Source organism: Bifidobacterium imperatoris (assembly GCF_002860405.1).
Lineage (GTDB): Bacteria > Actinomycetota > Actinomycetes > Actinomycetales > Bifidobacteriaceae > Bifidobacterium > Bifidobacterium imperatoris.
In genome coordinates, this window is the sequence record NZ_NMWV01000016.1 from 1 (window position 1) to 22,711 (window position 22,711).

A 22,711-nucleotide genomic window follows, 5' to 3' on the forward strand; every position below is an offset into this window, starting at 1 on the left:
GTCCCCGCCGCGTCTACGACGCACCACGCACCCCGTGGGAGCGGCTCAAGGAGTTCGACGAGGCGGACAGGGCCGCCGGCGGCCCCGGCTTCATACCCGACGACAAGCGAGAGGAGATCGAACACACGCTCGCGACCGTGAACCCGGCCGAGCTCGTCCGCCGCATCCACGACATCCAGGACCGGCTCGAAGCACTGGCGGCACCGCGCACCGCGCGGCTGGCCAGACGCATGGGCCCGGACATGGCATACTTGAACAAGACGCTCGCCCGGATCGCGGGCGTCGAACCGGAAGACGACGAAACCCCACAAGCCGACGCGGACTAGGATTTCACGCTCACCACAGGTGAGGCACCACTCCGGATTACGCGCTCATTTTCAAATGAGGCACCTCGAATGTCATATCATACGAATGGACAATCATTATTTGTGTGTCGTCTAGAGAAGTTCGTGTGGGATTCTTGTGTCTGCAGCTTAATTGTTTGTATTTCGAGATTATGCATAGTTAGTTAACATGATCCTCCTATGTTGTTCTTTCGTCGTTACAACGCGACAACAACACTGTGGGAGAGAATTATGAAAACACGCCACATCACCTCATTGGTTGCGGCCGGAGCGGCTATCGTCATGCTGCTCAGTGGTTGCGGATCGACTGGTTCGTCCAGCAATGCCAGCAGCACGGCAGGTTCCAATATTATTTCCGTTTACGGCAGCGAACCTGCACACCCGCTGTTTCCGGGCGCTGTGACCGAAGCTGGCGGCGGCAAGGTCGTCGATCAGCTGTTTGCAGGCTTGGTTACGTACGATGCCAAGGGTGGCATTCACAACGAGGTGGCTGAGAGCATCACCTCCAGCGACAATGCCACGCATTACGTCATCAAGATTAAGAAGGGTTGGAAGTTCACCGACGGCACGCCGGTCACCGCTCATTCCTTCGTGGATGCATGGAATTACACCGCCAACAGCGCCAACAAGCAGGGTAGCGCCAGCTTCTTCAGCACCATCCAGGGTTATGACGATTTGCAGAAGTCTGATGTTGACCCGAGCGCCACGCTTTCTGGTCTGAAGGTTGTGGACGATTACACCATCGATGTGAAGCTCAGCCAGCCTGATTCCGCATTCCCAGTCAAGTCTGGCAGCCACGCATACATGCCGCTTCCGGAATCCGCGTTCAAGGATCCGAAGAAGTTTGGTGAGAACCCGGTTGGTAACGGCCCATACAAGTTTGTCTCTTGGAGCCATAACCGCAGCATCAAGATGGTCAAGAACCCTGACTACAAGGGCAATCGCGTGGCCAAGAACGATGGCCTTGACTTCATGATCTACACGTCTCCGGACTCCGCTTATGCTGATCTGCGCGGCGGCAACCTGGACTTCACTCACGCCATCCCATCCACCGCGCTGAAGACCTTCCAGTCCGATAAGTCAATCAAGGCCTACAACCAGCCCGGTGGCAACACCCTCACCTTCACCATTCCGGAATGGCTTGACCACTTCGGCCAGAATGAGGAAGGCAACCTGCGTCGTCAGGCCATTTCCATGTCCATCGACCGCAAGACCATCGCCGAGAAGATTTTCAACAACACGTCCACGCCGGCCGTTGACTTCATTGCAGCGCCAATCAGCGCATACTCCAAGAACCTCAAGGGCAATGAAGTGCTGAAGTACAACCCGAAGAAGGCCAAGGAACTGTGGGCCAAGGCCAACGCCATCGCCCCGTGGAGCGGCGACTTTAAGATCGCCTACAACGCCGATGGCAACGCCAAGGGCTGGGTTGAGGCTGTGTGCAACTACGTCAAGAACACGCTCGGCATCAATGCCGAGGGCGCTCCAATGTCCACTTCCGATGAGTTCCTCTCCAACGTGGACTCCGGCAAGATGACCACCGCATACCGCAGTGGTTGGGGCCCGGATTATCCGTCCGCAGACAACTACCTGGTGCAGCTGTACGCTTCCAGCTCCGCCGATGGCAAGGGCGCGAACTCCGGCAACTACAAGAACCCTGAGTTCGATGCGCTGATGGACAAGGCTCTTTCCGCGTCCTCCACTGAGGAAGCCGACAAGTACTACCAGCAGGGTGAGGAGATTCTGCTGCAGGATCTTCCGGCCATTCCGCTGTGGAACCAGAACGCCACCGCAGTGAGCACCCAGTCCGTCTCCGGCGTCGAATTCGATTATGGTGGCGGCCCCGTGTTCACCGAGCTAACCAAGAAATAAACAATCGATTCGTGCGATCGCAGCCATCATTCGCGACTGCTAACCGTGAGCGATGACTGCGTAGGTGCATAATCAGACGCCCGTTTGTCTCAGATGAGGCAGGCGGGCGTCTTGCCGCAAATCGATGTTATGCCGCAGTCGAACTGTACAATCCAAACCATTGCCAACACTGAGGCAGCTATACAACAGAAACGAGGAGTACCTCTCATGGAATTCACCGTATCCGGGACCACCGTGCGATTCGATGAACGAACACTGCAGTTCGTTTTCACGCGCAGCGGGGCCGAATGGAGCACTTGCACTGATGCCGTGCCAAGCCTGACAGCAAGCCAAGGAACATTCGCATTCACCGATGCCGTATCCATTACACATGAGCAGCGAGAAACCGGAACCGGCGTTGGCATCCGCAGCATATACACAGGGGTCGGCCACAGTGCATACGCATTCGAAACCTATGTTTGGGTGGAGCGTTCCTCCGGCGACGTACTGTTCGAATGGATTCCACTCAATGAACAGGGGCTGAACGTTACAAACGTGGTGTGGCCTGCTCCGTTTGTTTTTGATTGTGCGGACGAACATGATGCGACATTGATTACGCACGAGCAGGGTGTACTCATTCCTAATACCTGGCCGACCGCAGTAACCACTAAAGACATCGCCTTCGATGGCCGTTATGAAACAGCCGGTGGTTACATGCCGTGGTTCGCGCAGATTCGCGCTGATGCCCACGCGTACATCGCCATCTGCGAAACTCCGTGGAACGCAGGCTACAGCATCGACCATCCGGAAAACGGTCCGTATACACACATCGGCACATGGTTCGAACCCAGCCTTGGCGCGATGAACTACCGCCGTGTAATCCGTTACCGTTTCCTCGATAATGCTGACCATACCGCGGTATGCAAAACCTACCGTGCCTACGTGAACGAACGTGGCCGTTTACGCACGCTCGCCGAAAAAGCAGCACGCAATCCTTCCGTACGTGATTTGATTGGTCGTTCCTGGGTGCACGTCGGCATCAAAACCAAAGTGCAGCCCGACTCGTCCTTCTATGATTCGGAACATCCCGAAAAGAACGATTCGCTGGTCACTTTTGCACAGCGCACCAAGCAAATGCAAACCTTGCATAGCATGGGCGCCGGCCGTCTCTACATGCATTTGGATGGTTGGGCACAGCCGGGATACGACAATGCCCACCCTGATTATCTGCCAGCGTGCGAGGAAGCAGGCGGCTGGGAAGGTATGAAGGCGCTGGTGGATGCCGTTCATGAGCAGGGCGACATTTTCGGCACGCATGATCAATACCGTGACTACTACTTCACCGCACAAACCTTTGATGCCAACAATGCCATTCGTTTGGCGGACGGCACCATGCCCGAGCACGCGCGTTGGGCAGGTGGCCACCAAACCTACCTGTGTGCCGAACTCGCACCTGACTATGTGCGCCGCAACTTCGCTGAAATCGCAGCACACGGCGTTAAACTCGATTGTGCATACTTGGACGTATTCACTTGCAACGAGGGCGACGAATGCTCCAACCCGGAACACCGCATGACCCGACGTGAATGCTATGAACGCCGCGCTGAGTGCTTTGAATACCTGCTTTCACATGGCATCCTGTCTTCTTCTGAAGAAGTATCGGATTGGGCTGTGCCGAGCCTCGTGTTCTGCCATTACGCACCATACGATTTCCAGATGCGTTCGCCTGCTCAGCCGCGCCAAGGTGTGCCGGTACCGCTGTATAACCTCGTCTACCATGACTGCGTCATCGAACCGTGGATGATGGAGCGCGTGGTGGATGGCGACGATTATATGCTTTACGCCCTGCTCAACGGTGGTGCTCCATACCTGATTCGCGACGCCGCCTATGTCGGCGTGGATGGTGACATGGATGATGAGCAGCGCGCCCGCACGGAAAACGACATCGAACGCTGCCATCAGGTCGCGGCTTTCCACGAACGAATCGGCATGCAAGAACTGGTTCGTCACGAGTTCGTTGACAGCGATCCACTCGTGCAACGTTCCGTGTTTGCGGATGGCACGTCGGTTACTTGCGATTTCCATACGCAGACCTACCGCATAAGCGAGTAATATAGCCATCAGTGTCAACGTCGAAACAGGAGTAGATTACATGCCGAATCGTGCAGAACGTCGTGCCCAAGCCAAAGCCAACCGTAGGGGAGTGCCTTCGCAGTACGACCAAACCCAGGGCCGCGGCCGCTCGGGAATGATTGACGAATACCAGCTGCAGCAGAAGTCCATTCGTTTGCAGGATGGCACGGATGGCAAGGAATGGAAGCCGAGTGGAGGCAAGATTGAGGAAACCGAAACTTTGCTCACCACCAATCCGAACTATACGAATCCAAAGATGTTCAAGGCGCCGCATTCGGTGCGCCAGTGGTTCCGCGTGGGCAGCTGGACGCTGATTGCCCTGGCCATCATCGCATTCTTTGTGGTGATGTGGCTGCCGAGCCATCCGATGTGGCTCATCGCCACTGTCTCCGGCGTATTCATCGTCGGCGTGGTGAGCCTGTTCTTCACCGCCGGCAACTCGAAGGATAATCCGAACCTCGATCAAAACGGTACCGCCGTCTGATTTGGTGCTGATAGCCGTAACCGGTTGTAACAACAGGCTGTAATAGGTCGTAAGCAGGCAGTGACTGCGCGCACGTACGAATAGAACGCGCAGTTACTGCCTGCTTTGTATTGAAAAGAGGCAGTGACTGCGCGGCGGTTTCGTGAACACGCGCAATTACTGCCTCCAATTACTGCCTTTTCAGGTGATTTATCGGGCGTTTGCTACTGGATCGCCTCGCATTCGCCTCGATGAATCGCTTCAGCGGCCTTATCTGTGAAATCATCCATCAAATACTGTTCGTGATGATTCTGCGCGGCATACTGCGCGCTTTGCTTAAGCCACTTCGCGTCTGCTCCCAAATATTTGATGGCATAACTACTCGTCACGCCCTCAAAACGATTCACGCCATTCTGCACCACCACTGGTGGCTGAATAGTGCCGCAATACATATGAATGGCATGGTGGGCAAGTTCATGGCGAATTGCTGCGGCAGGTGCGTAATCCGTGTCCCAGCCGCTAGCATTCGCGTTAGCGTAAATAACGTTTGGTGTAACCGGGCAATAATATGCAAACGTTTCTTTGTCTTCGAGAGCCTGCATATCCGGATTATTGGAAGAAGACTTGGTGCAGTATTGCTTGCCGGCATTGAAATCCCAATTGACTTGCAATCCGGCAAGCTCCACGATTTTTTGGGCGCTTTCGGCATAATTGGAGCCCATATTATTGGCTGCTGATGCAATCTTCGGCTCCAAGTCCGCCCACAACGGCTTTAATTCCACGGAATTCTGGCCATCAACCGTATACGTGTCACCATTGGTGCCCTTGAGTGTGATTTGCACTTCAAGCGGCTCGCCCTTCTTGAAATGAGCCTCTACCGTATCCGTATCGGTTTTATAGGAGGCGATGATGTCGTCCATCTCATCAGCGTCGACGCCAATAGTGTCTCCGATTAGTTTCAAATTATTGGAATACTTGCCTAGCACGGCGATGAAGTCGGTCACATATTTGCCACCATCATCAGTAATCGGAATGCGGTACTTATCCATAAAGCCCTGTAAATCTGTGAGTGCTTCCTGGCTGTACTGCTCATACTTACCGTTAACGTACTGGTATGTTTCCTGATATGAAGGGCGATCCTTCATCGTGATGTAGGTGACTTTGGGCTCGGTCTGTTGCTGTTGCTCCGCTTGACTTTGTGCCTGCTGAGCGGCGTCATTAAACGCCTTGTTTGCCATAGCCGCAAATCCAGCGGTAACTGCAATGAACAACAGAATCGGTATGAGAACTACTGAAATCACAATGGCTGCAATACCGCCGCCGCTCAGACCGCGCTTTTTCCTTACCGGTTGTGCGTAATAGTACTGAGATGGTGCAGGGCGCGGATTTGCCGGTACATGCGAGGCGGGTGAATTGTTCGGGCGTGCGCCAGATTGTGCATATGGATTGGATTGCTGAGCGTACGGGTATTGCTGCTGAGGATACGGATTCTGCCGAGGATTGGTTGAATTGGTGTACTGGGGGTATGGGTGTGATTGCTGCGGCGGATTCCCCTGATATGGAGATCCGCCATATTGGCTGGGTTGGCTAGATTGATTAGCCTGATTAGGTGGATATGGATTGGGCTGATGTGATGGTGATGGCTGGCCTGTCTGCCCATATGGGTTTTGTGGTTGTTGCCCGGTCATGTTACCCCTTCGATTAAGACCTGTGCGAGTATCTCCAGTCTAGGCTGAGAGTATGTCTTTCGTCTAGTTTTTCATTCATCAGGTTGCTCTATCGGTAGGCATTTTGTGAGGTCTGGATGGGGGTTAATGTGCGGGCAAAATGCAAAACGCACGTTGAATGTTGTGCGTTTTTGCAGGTCCTGTGCCTTAAAGTAGAACTTGCTTCCAGTGTTCTGATGAAAAGAAGGAGAGGCAGTCCAATGAAGGTCGACATTCTCACCCGCGAATACCCGCCGCATGTCTATGGTGGCGCTGGCGTGCACGCAGAAGAACTGTCCAAGGTTTTGGCCGAACGTATCGACGTGACTGTGCGTGCTTTTGACGGCAAGCGCACTGAGGCTGATGTTCCAGCGATTCCGAATGCCGCCGAAGCCAAGGGTAGCCTTAAGGTTGTAGGCTACGATACACCGTCCGAGCTGGCTGATGCTAATGGTGCTTTGAAGACGTTCGGCGTGGATTTGCAGATCGCCAATGATGTCGATGCTGATATCATCCACGCTCATACTTGGTACGCATGCCTTGCCGGTTATCTGGCCAAGATGCTGCACGGCACTCCGCTGGTCATTACCGCGCACTCTCTGGAGCCGTTCCGCCCGTGGAAGCGTGAACAGCTCGGTGGTGGCTACAACCTGAGCTCTTGGGCTGAGAAGGATGCTTACGAGCACGCTGATCGCGTGATCGCCGTCTCCGGTGGTATGCGTAAGGATATTCTTACCGCTTACCCGAATCTTGACCCGGATAAGGTGGTTGTGGTGTACAACGGCATCACCATGTCTGAATTCGCCACTCCGGCCGATGACGATCCGGGTTGGAAGGTCTTCGAACGTTACAACATCGACCGTTCCAAGCCGACCCTGCTGTTCGTGGGCCGTATCACCCGCCAGAAGGGTCTGCCTTACCTGCTGAAGGCACTGCACTTCGTGAACTCGGATGTTCAGGTGGTGCTGTGCGCTGGCGCTCCGGATACTCCGGAGATTATGGAAGAGGTCAAGACCTCGTTCGCCGAGCTCGATAAGGAGCGTGGCAACATCGTGTGGATTGAGGAGATGCTGCCGAAGAACGAGCTGTCTGCTCTGGAACACGGCTGCGATGCCTTCATCTGCCCGTCGATCTACGAGCCGCTGGGCATTGTGAATCTTGAGGCTATGGCCTGTGGTCTGCCTGTGGTGGCTTCCGCCACCGGCGGTATCCCTGAGGTTGTGGTCGATGGCGAGACCGGTTTCCTGGTGCCGATTGATCAGCTGCACGATGGCACTGGTACCCCGACTGATCCGGATAAGTTTGTGCATGACATGGCCGATGCCATCAACAAGATCATGGCTGATCCGGAACTCCGCAAGAAGATGGGCCAGGCTGGCTACGAACGCGCCCGTGACGTGTTCAGCTGGGAGTCCATCGCCGACGAAACCGTCAAGGTCTACCAGTCCGTCCTCGACGAACAGAAGAAGTAACAAGGAAATACGAGCATGCCCACCACCGTTCTCCAACTCGACAACGTTGAATTCCGCCGCAATCGCCGTGTTATCATCACCGACGTGAACCTGACCGTCAAGGCGGGGGAGCGGTGGGTGCTGTTCGGTCCGAACGGCATCGGCAAATCAACGGCGGTGGGCATGCTCGCCACCCGCACTTTCCCTTCGGAAGGCCGCGTGTTTATTCTCGGCCATCAGCTCGGCAAATACGATGTATTCAAGCTGCGCACGCGCATCGGTCTCGCCTCCGCTGACTTGGGCCGCCAGTTCCCTGATTTCGAAGACCCGCTGGATGCTGTGGTCACTGGTCTTTCCGCAGTAACCGGCCGCTGGCAGGATACTTATACCGAGGCTGAATATGCTCGTGCACGTCAGCTGCTGCATGACTTCCGCGTGGGCTACTTGGAAGGCAAGCAGATGTGGCGTTTGTCCGAAGGCGAACGCACGCGTGTGCTCATTGCCCGCGCACTGATGGGCGACCCGGAATTGCTCATCATGGACGAGCCGACTACAGGCCTTGACTTAGGCGGTCGCGAACAGGTGATGCGCACGTTGAGCCGCATCGGCGAGGAAAGCTCCAACCGTGCGGTGGTGCTCGTGACCCACCGTCTTGAGGAGATTCCTGCTGGCTTCGACCATATCGCCATCATGGGCCGCAAGCCGATTTCGGCTGAGGATGCCACGAGCGATGGTATCGACGCAATGGGTAACCCCGGAGCTGGCACCATCATCTATTCCGGTCCGCTCGAAGAAGGCCTGACCGACGAGCGTCTCTCCGCCCTGTTCGGCATGCCCATCGAAGTCGAACACAGCCACGGCCGCTGGTCCGCCTACGCAGTGTGATTCATGCGATATGGAGCAGCAGGACTATGTTGCTCAGCATCTTCTGCGATATAGAATTGTATTTTAGTAAGTTACGATTCTATAAATCGGAAGTAGGTTCTTATGTTCGTGGGCAGGGATAGAGAACTCGCAACTCTGGAACGGCGTTGGAACTCTTCGCAATTCGAATGTGTGATTGTGCATGGAAGGCGACGGGTAGGCAAAACTACGCTTATCAATCACTTCTTGAAGGGACGGCCGGCAATCTTCTTTCCGGCTATAGAATCCAATATGGATGGCAATCTGAAAACGCTGAGCAACAGTATTGCCATGTATCGCAGCATGGTTGATAATGCTGGGACTGTGACAGATGATTTCGTCGATACGGTGGCTTCTGCACCCGTGTATCAAGATTTCGAGTCAGCGTTGGAGTCGATTTTCCAGCTTGCGCGAAGCAGACGTTTAGTACTTGTCATCGATGAATACCCTTATCTTGCAAAAGCCGACCGATCCATTAGCTCTGTGCTGCAGCATGCCATCGATAGGCATAAGGACGATAGCAAGCTCATGATTATCCTGTGCGGCTCATCGATGTCGTTCATGGAACGCCAAGTACTTGGCTATACGAGCCCGCTCTATGGTCGTCGAACCGCGCAGATCAAGGTGGAGCCATTTGGTTATACCGATGTGCGAAAGTTCCTGCCTCGATATACGGCCGAAGATGCGGCAATCGCCTATGGATTGACTGATGGCATACCGCAGTATCTTCGTCAAATTGATGACACCATGAGCATTCGCAATAATGTCCGCTGGAACATCATTGATCCTGATTGTTATTTATTTGAGGAACCTGGCAACCTGCTGAAGCAGGAACTTCGATCTCCCGCCGAGTACAACTCCATAATCCAAGCCATTGCATCCGGTGCGTCTCGGTTGAATACCATTGCATCATCATGCCACATGGAAACGTCGTCTTGCTCCACATATTTGCGCAATCTCATTGATCTTGGGATTGTGCATAAGGAAACGCCTTTTGGAGAAGATTCACCGCGCAAGACGATTTACCGTATAGAGGACTCTTTCTTCCGATTCTGGTATCGCTTTGTACCCGCGAATATGCCGCTTATACGATCCGGCAATGGTGATATTGCCGTCGAGCGGATCATGCAGTCGATGAATGATTTCATGGGAATGGTATTCGAAGACATGTGCATTCAATGGTTATGGGCGAATAATGCCTCCGGCAAGTTGCCGTTCTTGCTGCTTGATGCTGGGCGCTGGTGGGGCGCTGACCCGAAGACCCACAGTCAGGAAGAAATAGACATTGTGGCTACAGGCGATGAACCGAAGTCAATGTTGTTTTGCGAATGCAAATGGAGAAGTGTTCCATCAAGCCTGCGTCAGCTCGAAACCTTACGCTACCGATCCAGCCTCTTGCATGCTGAGCATGGGCACTTCATGCTGTTCTCTAAAACAGGATTTGATGACCATGTCATCGAGCGCGCGAAGTTAGACGATGATGTGACACTTATCGACTTCGCTGATATGTGACGGCGAAGAGGAATCATCGACTGCTATATTCATCGGTGTGAATGCAATCGGTTAGGATATGAGGTGAGGGGAAAGACGTATGGCCACAAGCAAACTCGTTTTTATTGACATCGATGGCACATTGGCGGATGAGAATCATATAGTGCCTGAATCCGCGCAGGCGGCTTGCCATGAGGCGCAGCGCAACGGGCATAAGCTGTTCATCTGCACCGGTCGTTCCATGCCGAAAATTGAGCGCAGCATTCTGGACCTAGGCTTCGATGGCGTGGTCTCCGTGGCCGGTGCTCAAGCCAACGTCGGCGATACCATCCTGTTCCAGCATCTGGTATCGGCTGAGGCGGTGGATGCGGCAATGGAATACTTCAAGCTGCACCACATTGAAAGCTATCAATGGCAGGGTGCGGACGGCATGTACATTTCCGAAGGCTACCGCCGCCATTTGGAGTCCAAAGGTAAGGCATTCAATCGCGGCGAATTTGCGAAATTCTGGCATCTCTTAGATGAGGTCGAAGTGCCGTTCGGTTCCACGTTGGGGGAGTCCATCAAGGTGAGCAAAGGCTCCTACTTCACTGGTCCGGACCCGGATGTGACGTTTGAGCAAACCAAGCAGGATTTGAGCCCGTGGTTTGAGCTAGTGCACGGTTCGTATGACAAAATCTCTCCGAATAATGGTGAGTTGCTGATCAACGGCATCGATAAGGGCACTGCTGTACGCGATGTGGCCGATGCGCTCGGCTACACCATTGCCGACACGATTGCCATCGGTGATTCGGACAATGATACTGCCATGCTCAAGGCTGCAGGCACTTCGGTTGCAATGGGTAACGCGATTCATGGCATTGAACGGTTCTGTAATCTGCAGACTACCGACATTCACGACAACGGCCTTGCCAACGCCTTCCGCGCCCTCGGGCTGGTGTGACAATGCGCGAAAAGCAATGGTGCACTGCGGAGCTGCCGGTAGCCGTGGCGCAGTTCACTGTGGCACGGGGACCAGAGCGCAATCTCGAGATCATTGACGGATTCGCTGGCGAGGCAGTCGCCCAAGGTGCACGATTGCTTGTGCTGCCCGAAGGACTGATCGCGCGCAACGGCGATGATGATGCGTTTGCAGCCGCGCATGCGCAGCCCCTCGATGGACCGTTCGTTTCAGGACTGAAAGCAATCAGCGCCAAACGAAACATCACGTTGATGGGCACGGTTCATGTTGCTCCAGCCGAGGGCTCGGCAGACGCTCGCGTATCCAATGTGTTCCTGGCGATTCGAGACGGCGAAATCATGGCAGCATACCGAAAACTGCACTTGTATGATGCGTTCGCGGCCAAGGAATCCGCAGTGGTCAAGCCCGGCGAGACATTGCCGTCCATCATCGATATCGACGGCTGGCGTGTTGGTGTCATGACTTGCTATGACGTGCGCTTCCCTGAAACCGCGCGTTCCCTAGCCGTGCGCGGAGCGGACGCGATCGTGGTCGCGGCAGCATGGGTGCGAGGCCCGCTCAAGGAATATCACTGGAAACTGATGACTACTGCGCGAGCGGTGGAGAACACGTGCTATGTACTGGCCTGCAGTGAGATAAGCAGTCGCAACATCGGTTGCAGCCGTATCATTAGCCCACTTGGCGAAGTGCTCTCCGAATCCGGAGACAATGCCGCGGAACTGATTGCCGCCAACCTTGACCGCAACGCTCTCGAATCAGCACGGCAAATACTACCCGTGCTGAGCAATCGTCGTTTCGTGGATCCTCAATTACGATAAATGGTCTGTTAAATAATGGAACGACAAGGTGATGCGTGCATGGATGAACGATGGGTGAAGGCGTTGCAGGCCAAGAACATAAGTGTTTCTGGACGCGCGAAGAGCGGCGGCAATCAGATGAATGGCGGCAATGCGCATGCAAACAAATCAGCTGTGCGCGGCACATCGAACACGTCGATGAGGCACGCACAGCCGTTCAAAGCCACCGGTCACAAAGGCGGTATCAGCCGGCAGGGGAGCTGATCGGTTTTTAGTACACGGAGTAGCCGCCGTCTACCTGCAGATTCGTACCTGTGACGTAGGAGGAGGCGTCGCTGGCGAGGAACAGCACTGCGGTGGCGATTTCCTCATTGGTGCCGAAGCGGCGCATCGGCACGGGAGCGGTCATCATATCGTGCGCTTCGGGAACGATACGGCCTTCGAAAATACCAGACCACACGTAGCCGGGGGAGACGGCGTTCGAACGAATGCCATACGGTGCCAATGCGGCCGCCAGATAGCGCGCGTATTCATAGATACCGGCTTTGGAAGCACCGTAAGCGGCCACTGGGGAAGGCCCGCCGGCGATGAAGTTCGCATTGTGCGCAGACAGTGACGATGTGAAGACCAGAGAGCCGCCGTGATTGTGCTCGCGCATGATGTGCTGGGCGATCTGCGCGGTCAAATAAGCGCCGGTCAGATTGATATCGATGGTTTTCTGCCAGACCTCGTACGGTTCGTCTGCATCGTCACCGGGCACATTCACACCGGCATTGATGAACGCTACATCCACCGTGCCGAGAGTATCGACCAGCGAGGTTTTCAGTGCGTCGACCTGTGTTTTATCGGACACATCACAGTAGAGTGGCACAACCTTCACGCCATAACGCTCGGAGAGCTCCTGAGCGAGCGGTTCGAGGGCGTCCTTGGTGCGCGGCAGATCGACAATCGCCACGTCGGCACCGGCTTCGGCCCAGGCGGCGGCCACATTGCGGCCGAGTCCGCCTGCGCCTCCGGTCACGAATCCTTTCTTGCCAGCAAGCGAGAAGCGGTCCATGATGCGATGGGATGGTTCTTTCCATTGATCAAGCGGGTACTGATCGAAGACGGATGCGTCGGTCATAATGTTCTCCGTTCTATTCGGTGGCGGCGTCATTGTTGCCATCAACGTCAGCGAGCCTATCACAGATAATCGGGTTATCTGCGATAGGCTCGCGTAAAAGTTCAGGAAGTTAACATTTATGTAGTGAACAGTATGTGAGGCTGTGCACCACAGTCACTGCAGGAGGTCAGTCTTCCTCATGCCAATGTGGATTCTGACCGAAGGTGTAGCCCTCCGGATTATCCATTGCGGCAATGTCCTGCATATCTTGCTCATCTAGCGAGAAACCGGTCAGATCAAGGTTCGCGCGCTGGCGTTCGGCATGCATCGACTTCGGAATCGCCACGTCTCCCAACTGCAAATGCCAGCGCAGAATAGCAGCCACAGGGGAGACGCCATGCTTTTCGGCGATGCGTACGATGGTCGGGTCCTTGAGCATCTGGTTGGCGCGGCCGAGTGGGCTCCATGCCTCGGTGATAATGCCATGCGCGTCATCGTAGGCACGCTGCTCGTTCTGCTGGAAGAACGGATGCAGTTCCACCTGATTCACCGCAGGAGTCACACCGGTAGCACGGATGAGCAGATCAATATGGCCGGGCAGAAAGTTGCTCACACCGATATGCTTCACAATGCCCTGCTTCTGCGCATCAACCAGTGCCTGCCAAGCCTCCACGAACTGGCCTTGGGATGGGTTCGGCCAGTGAATCAGATACAGGTCTATGTAATCCAAACCCATGCGAGCCACGGATTCCTCAATGGTCACGCGAGCCTGATCATACTGATGATGACGGCCCGGCAGCTTGGACGCCACGATGATGTCTTCACGTGGTACTTCGGATTCACGAATCGCCTTGCCCACGATGCCCTCGTTCTCATAGTTGAACGCGGAATCAATCAGACGATAGCCGACTTCAAGCGCGGACTTGATGGCTTCAGCGCCCGCGAAACCGTTGACCTTATACGTGCCGAATCCGATGGCCGGCAGCTCCAAGCCATCATGCGCCTTGCGAACTGGAATCGCCGGCGGTTCCATCAATGCCATATCCACTCCTTTGTTTGCTTGCAAGTTTGTTGCACTTGCATGCGGCGTTGTTGCGTTGCGTGAAATCGGCATAGACAACATCGCCTACCTCACAATGCTCACTATAGTGAGGCGCACTTGCGGATTATCGTATTTCGCGGGCTGTGGACGGACTGTTGCAAATGGCGGCAAACCCGTATAATAAGGCCGTTGCAGGGGAACTCGGCAGACTTGCGCGACCTGGAAAGCGCGCAGCGAATAACGCATATGCCGGGTTGAGAAAGGCTGGGTGCCTGACCCTTGGAACCTGTTGGTCAACACCATCGAAGGGAGCAATCATGGCATTCGATGCCGCCCAATTCGGCCCAATCACGCTCGATCATCTGCCGTCGTTCGCCCAGCGACTGCGCCAAGCCGCTGACCTTGTGTGGGAGGAAGGCTACAATCAGCCGTTCCTGCGCGAACTTGGCAACGGTACGCTGGCCCGTGAGAAGTTCGCATTCTATCTACTGCAGGACTACCGTTACCTGAACGATTACGCCAAAGTGCATGCGCTCGCGCTCACCAAGACGCAAGACCCTGAAGTCATGCGCTTCATGGCCGACGTGCAGAACGCGATTTTCAACGTGGAATCCGCCATGCACCGCAAGTACATGGCCAGCTACGGCATCAGCGCCGAAGAGATGAACAACGTGCGCCAGTCCGCATTCGCCCGCGCCTATACGTCGAACATTCTTTCCATCGCCTACGGTGGCTCTCTGGTGGATGTGTTGGTGGCCGTGCTGCCGTGTGCATGGGTGTACGCCGACTATGGTCAGCGTCTTGCCGCCGAATTCGCCGATTCTCTTGACGGCAATCCGTACAAGAGCTGGGTAGACATGTACAAGACCGAGGAGTTCTGGGGCTCTTCCGCATGGCTGATTGCGCACATCGAGGAACTTGTTGAGGGCTTGAGCGAGGAACGCAAGCAGGAGCTCGTGGACATCTTTGTGACTGGCGTTGAGAACGAATACATGTTCTGGGCCTCCGCCTATGACATGCAATACTCCTGGAAACCCGAATGGGACGTGCGTTAGGCGCGTTTGAAGCGTAAACGTATCGTCCACACGAGGTGAGGTCGGTGTCAAGTGTCTGATGGGTGCCTAATACCGACCTTACGTCAGTCTTGACGTGTATATCTCGCTTACAAGGGGTTGATTTCCCTGTTCTGGAACATCTATCTGCTTTACGAGGGGTTCTTTTAAGACTATACCGCAAGTAGAAAGGGCGTTATACTAACGTCATTCCGCCATTTTGACTCCGGCTCTACTTGAGGAGCAGCCCCTTGTAACGCAGATAGACCTTCGGCGAGGTGTAAATCAGCCCCTCGTAAACGAGATAGCACGGTCTTGAGGCTGCTGATTATTGGTTGGGTTGCACGATGAGCTTGCCTCAGGCAGTGTTTATGGTTTGCACAATGTGTTTAGAGCTCTTGAAGACCTAGGAAGGCGCGAATGTCCGCGATTTCCTTATCGCAGATGGCGTGTCCCATGCCTGGGTATTCGCGATATGTCAGATGGCCGGCGTCTTCTAACGCTAAACGGGCATTGTGCTGATCAGACAGTGGAATGGTGCGGTCTGAAGAACCGTATGCGAGGAAGAACCGAGCAGGCGAATTCGGGAGTTGCGCTCCTATCTCGCCTTGGAATGATGGGCTGAGCAGTATCGCCGCATCGAATAGGTATGGGTGTACCTTGACGAGCCGGTACGAGAGATAGCCGCCTTGTGAGAATCCGATAAGAACCTTGCGACGATGCTTGAATGCCGGTGCGTCAAGCAATTGCGTCAGCGCTTCGCCGACCGCCGCGCACTCGCGTTGCCGCTCGTCAACGCCACAACCGTCTGGATACCAGTAATGCCCACCCATATACGGCCTTGAATAGGTGCCACGGAATGACAGATAATCAGGTTTCTCACCGGTGCCCGCATACACCGCGTCGATAATGCGCACCATTTCGCTCTCGTCATTGCCGTACCCGTGGAACATCAGGAACAACGGTCCCTTGCCGTCCGTGTCAAAATCACTGACCATCCGTAGCCGCATGCCTATCACCTCTACAAAACGAGTGTAACGGCGGGAATTGCTTGTTGATGTCATTCAGGATGTAAAACGTGTTTTACTTTTTGCGGTTTTTTGAGTGGATTTAAAATGCATTTTCAATCCACGCCGAAAGCGGAAGCCTGTACAGTAGGGGAGAGCAATTCATGAACACGGGAGAGAACGCATGATTACTGGAGCTACCAAAAACAAGGTTGATGATATTTGGCAGCGCATGTGGGAGGGTGGTATCACCAATCCACTGGAGGTGATCAGCCAGCTCACGTATCTCATGTTCATGAAGTCGCTGGACGATAAGGAACTCGAAGCCGAACAGATGGCTCAGTTGACCGGTATTCCGGCGGAGAAACTCTCCTTCCCGCAGACGCCGGAAGGCCAAGAACTGCGCTGGCATAACTTCAAGAACGAGCCGGCGGAACAGATGTTCTCCACTGTTGGTCAGAGGGTATTCCCATTCCTGAAAACCCTGCATACGGGCAACGCGTTCGCGGAAAGCATGGAAGATGCCTCGTTCGGCTTCAATAAGCCGAAGACGCTGGAACGCGCGGTTTCCGGTATCGATGATCTGTTGACCAACTTCGTCAAAGATCAGGACGATTTGGGTGACCTGTACGAATACATGCTGAGCAAACTCAACACGGCCGGCGCCAACGGCCAGTTCCGTACGCCTAAACATATTCGAGACATGATGGTCGGTCTGCTTGACCCGAAACCGGGCCAGATGATTGGCGACCCGGCGTGCGGCACGGCAGGCTTCCTGATTTCCGCAGCCGAATGGATTCGTAAAACCTACGGTGACACAATGAGCGCCGAAGACTGGAACCTGTTTGAAGGTGAACAGTTCACCGGCTTCGATACCGATCAGACGATGGTGCGTATCTCCGCCATGAACATGCTGCTGCATGGCGTGGAGAACCCGGACATCCGCAATCAAGACAGTCTTTCCCGATTGAATACGATTCGTGGACGCTTCGACTGCATTCTAGCTAATCCGCCATTCACCGGTTCGCTGGACGTGGAAGACATCGATGATTCTTTGAAAGCTATTGTGCAAACCAAGCAGACTGAACTTTTGTTCGTAGCGTTATTCCTACGCATGCTGAAGCTCGGTGGCCGCTGCGCGTGCATTGTGCCGAATGGTGTACTGTTCCGCTCCAATTCCAAAGCGTATCGCGAGCTTCGCCGCGAACTTGTGGAGCATCAGCGTCTGGAAGCAATCATCTACATGCCGTCCGGTGTGTTCAAACCGTATTCGGGCGTGAGCACTGCAGTACTAGTTTTCACCAAGACGGATGCGCCGAACAGCACTGATAGGGTCTGGCTCTACAACATGGAGCATGACGGCTTCACTCTGGACGATAAGCGTGACGAAGACCCGACTCACAACGACATTCCAGACATTCTCGCCCGTTGGAAGAATTTGGATGGGGAGAGCGCTCGCGAGCGCACCGAGCAGAGCTTCTTCGTGACCCGTGAGGATATTGCCGCACAGGATTACGACTTCAGCTTCAACAAGTATGTGAAGGTCGAATACGAGAAAAAGGAGTATCCGCCAACCAGCCAGCTCATGGCCGAATTACGTGAGTTGAACGCGAAGTTCGTGAACGGTCTCAACGAGCTCGACGCCATGCTCGCTAAGGACGGTGAGTGATGGAGGAGCGTTCGACTGTGCGACTTGGCGAGGTCATCACTGTAGTTAACGGCAAAAATCAGAAGGCAGTCGAGAATCCGAATGGACGGTATCCGATTTATGGTAGCGGCGGAATCATGGGTCGTGCTGACGACTATCTTTGTGGACCGGATACTGTCATTATCGGTCGAAAAGGTAATATCAACACTCCGATTTATGTGACCGAACCATTCTGGAATGTGGATACGGCGTTCGGCTTGGTATGTGATCAAAGTCAGCTATTGCCTCGCTACTTGTATCACTTCTGCCGATTCTTTGATTTTGAATGTTTGAACTCCACGGTGACGATTCCCAGTTTGACGAAGAAGAATCTTGAAAAAGTAGAGATTCCGTTACCGCATGTGAATGAGCAGAACAATATCGTTCGTCTGCTTGACGGTATTCAAGCACAAATTGCTATCTCCAAGCAGATGCTTGCCAAAGCAGATGAACTCATCCAATCCCGCTTCGTCGAGATGTTTGGTGATGTAAGAGATATTGATAAAACTGTACCGTGGCACCGCATAGATGAGATTGCATCAACTCGTCTTGGGAAAATGCTTGATCGGAAAAAGCAAACAGGTAATTGGAATCGAAAATATCTAGGGAATCATAACGTTCAATGGTTCAAGTTTGATTTATCAAGTCTTGCCGAGATGGACTTTGCTCCAGAAGATCAGAGAGAGTTCGAACTTCGTGCTGGTGACATTCTTATGTGTGAGGGTGGTGAAGTTGGCCGTTGCGCAATTTGGCGTGGTCAGGTTGCAGAATGCTATTTCCAAAAAGCGTTGCATCGTATCCGTTGTGATTCGCAAATAGTCATTCCTGATTATTTAGTTTGGGTTTTTAAAATGATGGCTGATGCTGGATTGCTCGTCGAGCATACTCATGCAGTGACGATTGCTCATCTGCCGGGTGTACGTCTTAAAGCGTTAAAAGTGCCTGTGCCATCTCTTACATTGCAGAACGAGTTCGCTGAGTTTGTCACGTCGGTGGAATCCTTGAAGTCCACTACGCAGCAGCAGCTCGACCGTCTCAACACCCTCTACGCCAGCCTCACCCAACGCTACTTTGTTCTTTAAGAGAGAAACTTGCAAATAACTGTTGGTGCACATCGCCAAGTTCACAGTTTTGAGCGTTGTACGATGGCGTGAGTAACGGTTTGTTCGCGAGGCTGCGCGTGAGGGAGGAAGCGATGGCTAACTTCTCGTTCTTGGCTGGGCAAGACAATTATGAGATGTTCGCTGGAGCGTGCATCGAAGCGGAAAACGCGTTGGCCATTTCTCCAACCATCAGTGCGCTGGCGGCTCGACGTGCATTCGAGTTGGCCGTCAAATGGGTGTATGCGGCAGACGAAACCGTCAAGGAGCCATACAAAGACAACCTGCAATCGTTGGTTCATGAGCCGACGTTCCGCAACGCGCTCATGGATAATCGCCTTTGGGAAGCGCTGCAGTACATCATCAAGGCCGGCAATATGGCGGCGCATCGCAACGCGCATCTGAAGCTCGAAGATGCGATGTTCTCGCTGAAAATACTCTTCAGTTTTATCCAGTGGATTGACTACAGCTACGGTCGGCGCTACGAGAAGCGAGTCTTCGACTCCAAGCTGGTACCAGCCATCAAACGCACTCTTGATGCCAAAGAAATCAAAGCGCGTGAGGAAGCCGCGCGTAAGGAATACGAAGACGAGCTTAATCAGAAAACCGCGCATATCGCCGCTTTGGAGCAACGCATTCGTGAGCTTAGTGATCAGCTCGCCGCACGTAAGGCCGAGCAGCCCGCTATGCCGCAAATGGATGAGAAAGAGCTCAGCGAATACGAGACTCGCAAACGGTTCATCGATCTCGATTTGCAACTGGTCGGCTGGAATATGCAGCAGGACGTGGCAGTCGAATATCCCGTTACCGGCATGGAAGGCAACGCCGGCAAGCAAGGATTCGTGGACTATCTGCTGAAAGGTCGTGATGGCAAGCCGCTGGCCATCATCGAAGCCAAGCGCACATCGTTCAGCCCGAAGAAAGGTCTGCAGCAATCACGACTCTATGCGGATTGCCTGGAACGCGAGTTCGGCTACCGGCCATTAATTTTCCTTTCGAATGGATACCAAACCTTCTTCGTGGATGACGACAACGGCGGATACCGTCAAGTCGGCGAAGTCTTCGCACAGGATGATCTACAGCGCATTCTTGACAGGCGTAGTCGTGCGCTCAATCCCTCCACGGTTCCCGTCAACCGTCAAGTCGCCGGTGGCAATAATCGCTATTATCAGCTGGAAGCCATTCAAGCCGTGTGCGACAACCTCAACCAAGGCCAGCGCCGCAGTCTGCTCGTCATGGCCACCGGAACCGGCAAAACCCGTGTCTCCGCAGCATTGACTGACGTGTTGATGCGGGCCGGGCTCGTTAAGAACGTGCTGTTCCTCGCCGACCGAGTCGAATTGGTAAGCCAAGCGAAAAGCGCATACGGCGAATACTATCCGCAATGGTCGCTGTGCAATCTCACCGAAAACAAGCATGACGCGGATGCGCGTGTGGTGTTCTCCACCTACCAGACCATGATCAACGCAATCGACGTGGAGATAGCGGCGGATGGGAAGCCGGCGTTCTCGTCCGGGCATTTCGACCTCATCATCGTTGACGAAGCGCACCGCTCGATCTTCAAGAAATATAGGGTTATCTTCGATCATTTCGACGCCATCATGGTTGGACTCACCGCAACCCCGCGCAACGAAGTGGATCGCAATACCTACGACTTCTTCCAAGTGCAGCACGGTGTGCCTACTTTTGTATACGAGTATGAGACCGCGTTGCATGATAAGGTTCTGGTTCCGTTCAACACCATCGAAGCCAAAACCAAGTTCATCGATGAAGGCATTACCTATGATGAGCTGTCTGATGCCGATAAAGAGCGATATGAGGAAGACTTCGGTGACGATACCGATGATGATCCGCAAATCGATGGCAAATCAAACATTCCCGACCATATCGATGCGGCCGCACTCAACAACTATGTGATGAATCCTGCCACCATAGATGCCGTACTCCAGGACCTGCACAACAACGGCATTAAAACCAATGGTGGAGAGCGTCTTGGCAAAACCATTATCTTCGCGCAGAACCAAGCCCATGCGCGATACATCGTCGAGCGATACGGACAGTTGTATCCAAAAGAATCAGCGGGCGGATTCATCAAAGCCGTGTTGCATAGCGAAGACTACTCGTGCAGCATCATCGCCGAATTCAAACGCAAGCCATTGCCGGTGATTACCGTGTCCGTAGACATGATGGACACTGGTGTGGATGTGCCGGAAGTCGTCAATCTCGTATTTTTCAAAAAGGTACGCTCCAAAATCAAGTTCTGGCAGATGATTGGCCGCGGTACCCGCCTGAGTGCCAACCTAGACTGCGTGGACGGTATCGATGGCGAATACGTGGGCAAAAGGCGGTTCTATATTTTCGACTACTGCGGTAACTTCCAGTTCTTCCGAGAGAACGCGAACGTGATTGCCGACAAGCTCACCGGCTCGGTCAGTGAACGCATCTTCGCGCGCAAGGCGGAGCTGATACAGGCGTTCCAGGCAGCGGAATTCAACGGCGATAGTGCTGTTACACAATGGCGTGAAGCATTGATTGACGATGTTTGCGGTCAGATCACCTCTTGGGATACCACGAAAGTCGCGGTCCGTTTGAAGCGAGAATTCGTGGAGCGATACCGTGCGCGCAAATCGTTCGAATATCTCTCCGAATTGAACGTGCGTGAATTGACTCACGAACTGGCTCCGCTGGCGCATTATGACGAATCCGACTCGTATGCGTTGCGATTCGATGCGCTGATGTATGGATTCATGGTGGCTGCAGCAACCAATCAGCCGACTGCTGCGTTCACGACCAAAATTCGTAAGATCGCCGCACAACTGAGCGTACGGATGACCATTCCGCAGGTCAACGAACAGCGTGAACTGATTCAACGAATCACCCATGATGACGCATACCTCAGCACGGCTTCGGTAACGGAACTGGAGCGGATTCGGCTCAAGCTGCGTGATTTGGTGAGGTTCCTAGTTGATGAAAACCAGCACCGTCTAATCATCACCGACCTTACCGATCCCGTAGTATCCCGCGTAGAAGGACAATCATTCGATATCACCGAGCATTATGAGGATTACAAACTCAAGACCAACCGTTATATCAACGAGCATCTCGAAGACGGCGTGATTCGCAAACTGCATCATAACGAGCCGTTGAACGAGGAGGATTACAGCGAGCTCGAACGCATCTTCATGCAGGAGCTTGGCACCCGAGAGGAATACCAGCAGTCGTATGGTGACGTACCTCTTGGTTTACAGGTGCGGCGAATCGCCAAGCTTGATCATCAAGCGGCAATGGAGGCGTTCGCCGAATTCATCAGTTCGCATACGCTCAATCAGGCGCAGATTGCGTTCGTACATCAGGTCATTAGCTACGTGGAGGAGAACGGATATCTCGAACCGCAGGATTTGGCCAAGCCTCCGTTTGACCGTCCGCGGCCGATGATGCGGCTGTTCGATTCTCCGTTGGCTATGGCATTGGTGGTGTGCATCAAGCGATTGCGGGATAATGCCGTAGTCGGCGCTGCTCGGGCTTGACGGGTGTAATTCAATTCGCGATTATGGCTGTGAGGTTCGCGATAAGTTCGCGATAAGTTCGCGAATTGGTTGTGACGACTATACTCGACACATG

At 53.9% G+C, this 22,711-nt stretch carries 17 protein-coding genes and 1 pseudogene; 14 read left to right on the forward strand and 4 right to left on the reverse strand.

What is annotated here, in order from left to right; genetic code table 11:
• The 4 genes and pseudogenes from Tam1G_RS06165 to Tam1G_RS06180 all read left to right on the forward strand — a co-directional run.
• A pseudogene (locus Tam1G_RS06165) lies at positions 1-326 on the forward strand (integrase catalytic domain-containing protein); the annotation flags it as partial.
• Between the two features lie 249 nt (positions 327-575).
• Positions 576-2,216 carry a peptide ABC transporter substrate-binding protein gene (locus Tam1G_RS06170; protein WP_101625833.1) on the forward strand — a complete coding sequence of 547 codons (1,641 nt, stop codon included), beginning with the start codon at positions 576-578 and terminating at the stop codon, positions 2,214-2,216.
• A gap of 207 nt (positions 2,217-2,423) precedes the next feature.
• Positions 2,424-4,307 carry a DUF5696 domain-containing protein gene (locus Tam1G_RS06175; RefSeq protein ID WP_101625834.1) on the forward strand — a complete coding sequence of 628 codons (1,884 nt, stop codon included), beginning with the start codon at positions 2,424-2,426 and terminating at the stop codon, positions 4,305-4,307.
• Between the two features lie 40 nt (positions 4,308-4,347).
• Entirely contained in the window at positions 4,348-4,812 is a 465-nt protein-coding gene (locus Tam1G_RS06180) for a hypothetical protein (RefSeq protein ID WP_101625835.1), read from the forward strand.
• 203 nt (positions 4,813-5,015) lie between these two features.
• On the opposite strand, the gene Tam1G_RS06185 is transcribed toward Tam1G_RS06180, so the two are convergent.
• Entirely contained in the window at positions 5,016-6,479 is a 1,464-nt protein-coding gene (locus Tam1G_RS06185; RefSeq protein WP_133124983.1) for a proline-rich domain-containing protein, read from the reverse strand.
• Positions 6,480-6,718: 239 nt separating this feature from the next.
• Between Tam1G_RS06185 and glgA the strand changes: the two genes are divergently transcribed.
• From glgA to Tam1G_RS06220, 6 genes are all read left to right on the forward strand, one after another.
• Complete coding sequence (glgA, locus tag Tam1G_RS06195; protein WP_101625838.1) at positions 6,719-7,969, forward strand: glycogen synthase; 1,251 nt, start codon at positions 6,719-6,721, stop codon at positions 7,967-7,969.
• 15 nt (positions 7,970-7,984) lie between these two features.
• Entirely contained in the window at positions 7,985-8,833 is an 849-nt protein-coding gene (locus Tam1G_RS06200; protein WP_101625839.1) for an ABC transporter ATP-binding protein, read from the forward strand.
• A 102-nt stretch (positions 8,834-8,935) separates the two neighbouring features.
• Positions 8,936-10,363, forward strand: coding sequence for an ATP-binding protein (locus Tam1G_RS06205; protein ID WP_101625840.1), 1,428 nt, complete (start codon positions 8,936-8,938; stop codon positions 10,361-10,363).
• Positions 10,364-10,442: 79 nt separating this feature from the next.
• Complete coding sequence (locus tag Tam1G_RS06210) at positions 10,443-11,285, forward strand: HAD family hydrolase (protein ID WP_101625841.1); 843 nt, start codon at positions 10,443-10,445, stop codon at positions 11,283-11,285.
• A gap of 2 nt (positions 11,286-11,287) precedes the next feature.
• Entirely contained in the window at positions 11,288-12,121 is an 834-nt protein-coding gene (locus tag Tam1G_RS06215) for a nitrilase-related carbon-nitrogen hydrolase (RefSeq protein WP_101625842.1), read from the forward strand.
• Between the two features lie 39 nt (positions 12,122-12,160).
• Complete coding sequence (locus Tam1G_RS06220) at positions 12,161-12,364, forward strand: hypothetical protein (protein ID WP_101625843.1); 204 nt, start codon at positions 12,161-12,163, stop codon at positions 12,362-12,364.
• 7 nt (positions 12,365-12,371) lie between these two features.
• Here the strand turns inward: Tam1G_RS06220 and Tam1G_RS06225 are convergent, their stop codons facing one another.
• Together Tam1G_RS06225 and Tam1G_RS06230 are read right to left on the reverse strand one after the other, a co-directional pair.
• On the reverse strand, positions 12,372-13,223 hold the full coding sequence (locus Tam1G_RS06225) for an SDR family NAD(P)-dependent oxidoreductase (protein WP_242689620.1): 852 nt from the start codon (positions 13,221-13,223) through the stop codon (positions 12,372-12,374).
• A gap of 166 nt (positions 13,224-13,389) precedes the next feature.
• A complete protein-coding gene (locus Tam1G_RS06230; protein WP_101625950.1) occupies positions 13,390-14,238 on the reverse strand; it encodes an aldo/keto reductase in 849 nt (282 codons plus the stop codon).
• 323 nt (positions 14,239-14,561) lie between these two features.
• Here Tam1G_RS06230 and tenA point away from each other — a divergent pair, with 323 nt between their 5' ends.
• Entirely contained in the window at positions 14,562-15,299 is a 738-nt protein-coding gene (gene tenA, locus Tam1G_RS06235; protein ID WP_165781926.1) for a thiaminase II, read from the forward strand.
• 386 nt (positions 15,300-15,685) lie between these two features.
• Here the strand turns inward: tenA and Tam1G_RS06240 are convergent, their stop codons facing one another.
• Positions 15,686-16,306 (reverse strand): alpha/beta hydrolase, encoded by a 621-nt coding sequence (locus Tam1G_RS06240; protein ID WP_101625846.1) that lies wholly within the window; start codon positions 16,304-16,306, stop codon positions 15,686-15,688.
• Positions 16,307-16,487: 181 nt separating this feature from the next.
• Between Tam1G_RS06240 and Tam1G_RS06245 the strand changes: the two genes are divergently transcribed.
• The 3 genes from Tam1G_RS06245 (at position 16,488) to Tam1G_RS06255 (ending at position 22,617) form a co-directional block, all read left to right on the forward strand.
• The gene (locus Tam1G_RS06245; protein ID WP_101625847.1) at positions 16,488-17,972 is read left to right on the forward strand and encodes a class I SAM-dependent DNA methyltransferase; all 1,485 of its coding nucleotides are present in this window, start codon (positions 16,488-16,490) and stop codon (positions 17,970-17,972) included.
• On the forward strand, positions 17,972-19,072 hold the full coding sequence (locus tag Tam1G_RS06250) for a restriction endonuclease subunit S (protein WP_101625848.1): 1,101 nt from the start codon (positions 17,972-17,974) through the stop codon (positions 19,070-19,072). The genes Tam1G_RS06245 and Tam1G_RS06250 overlap by 1 nt, the downstream gene beginning before the upstream one ends.
• Positions 19,073-19,185: 113 nt before the next feature.
• The gene (locus tag Tam1G_RS06255) at positions 19,186-22,617 is read left to right on the forward strand and encodes a DEAD/DEAH box helicase family protein (protein WP_101625849.1); all 3,432 of its coding nucleotides are present in this window, start codon (positions 19,186-19,188) and stop codon (positions 22,615-22,617) included.
• Positions 22,618-22,711: the final 94 nt, after the last annotated feature.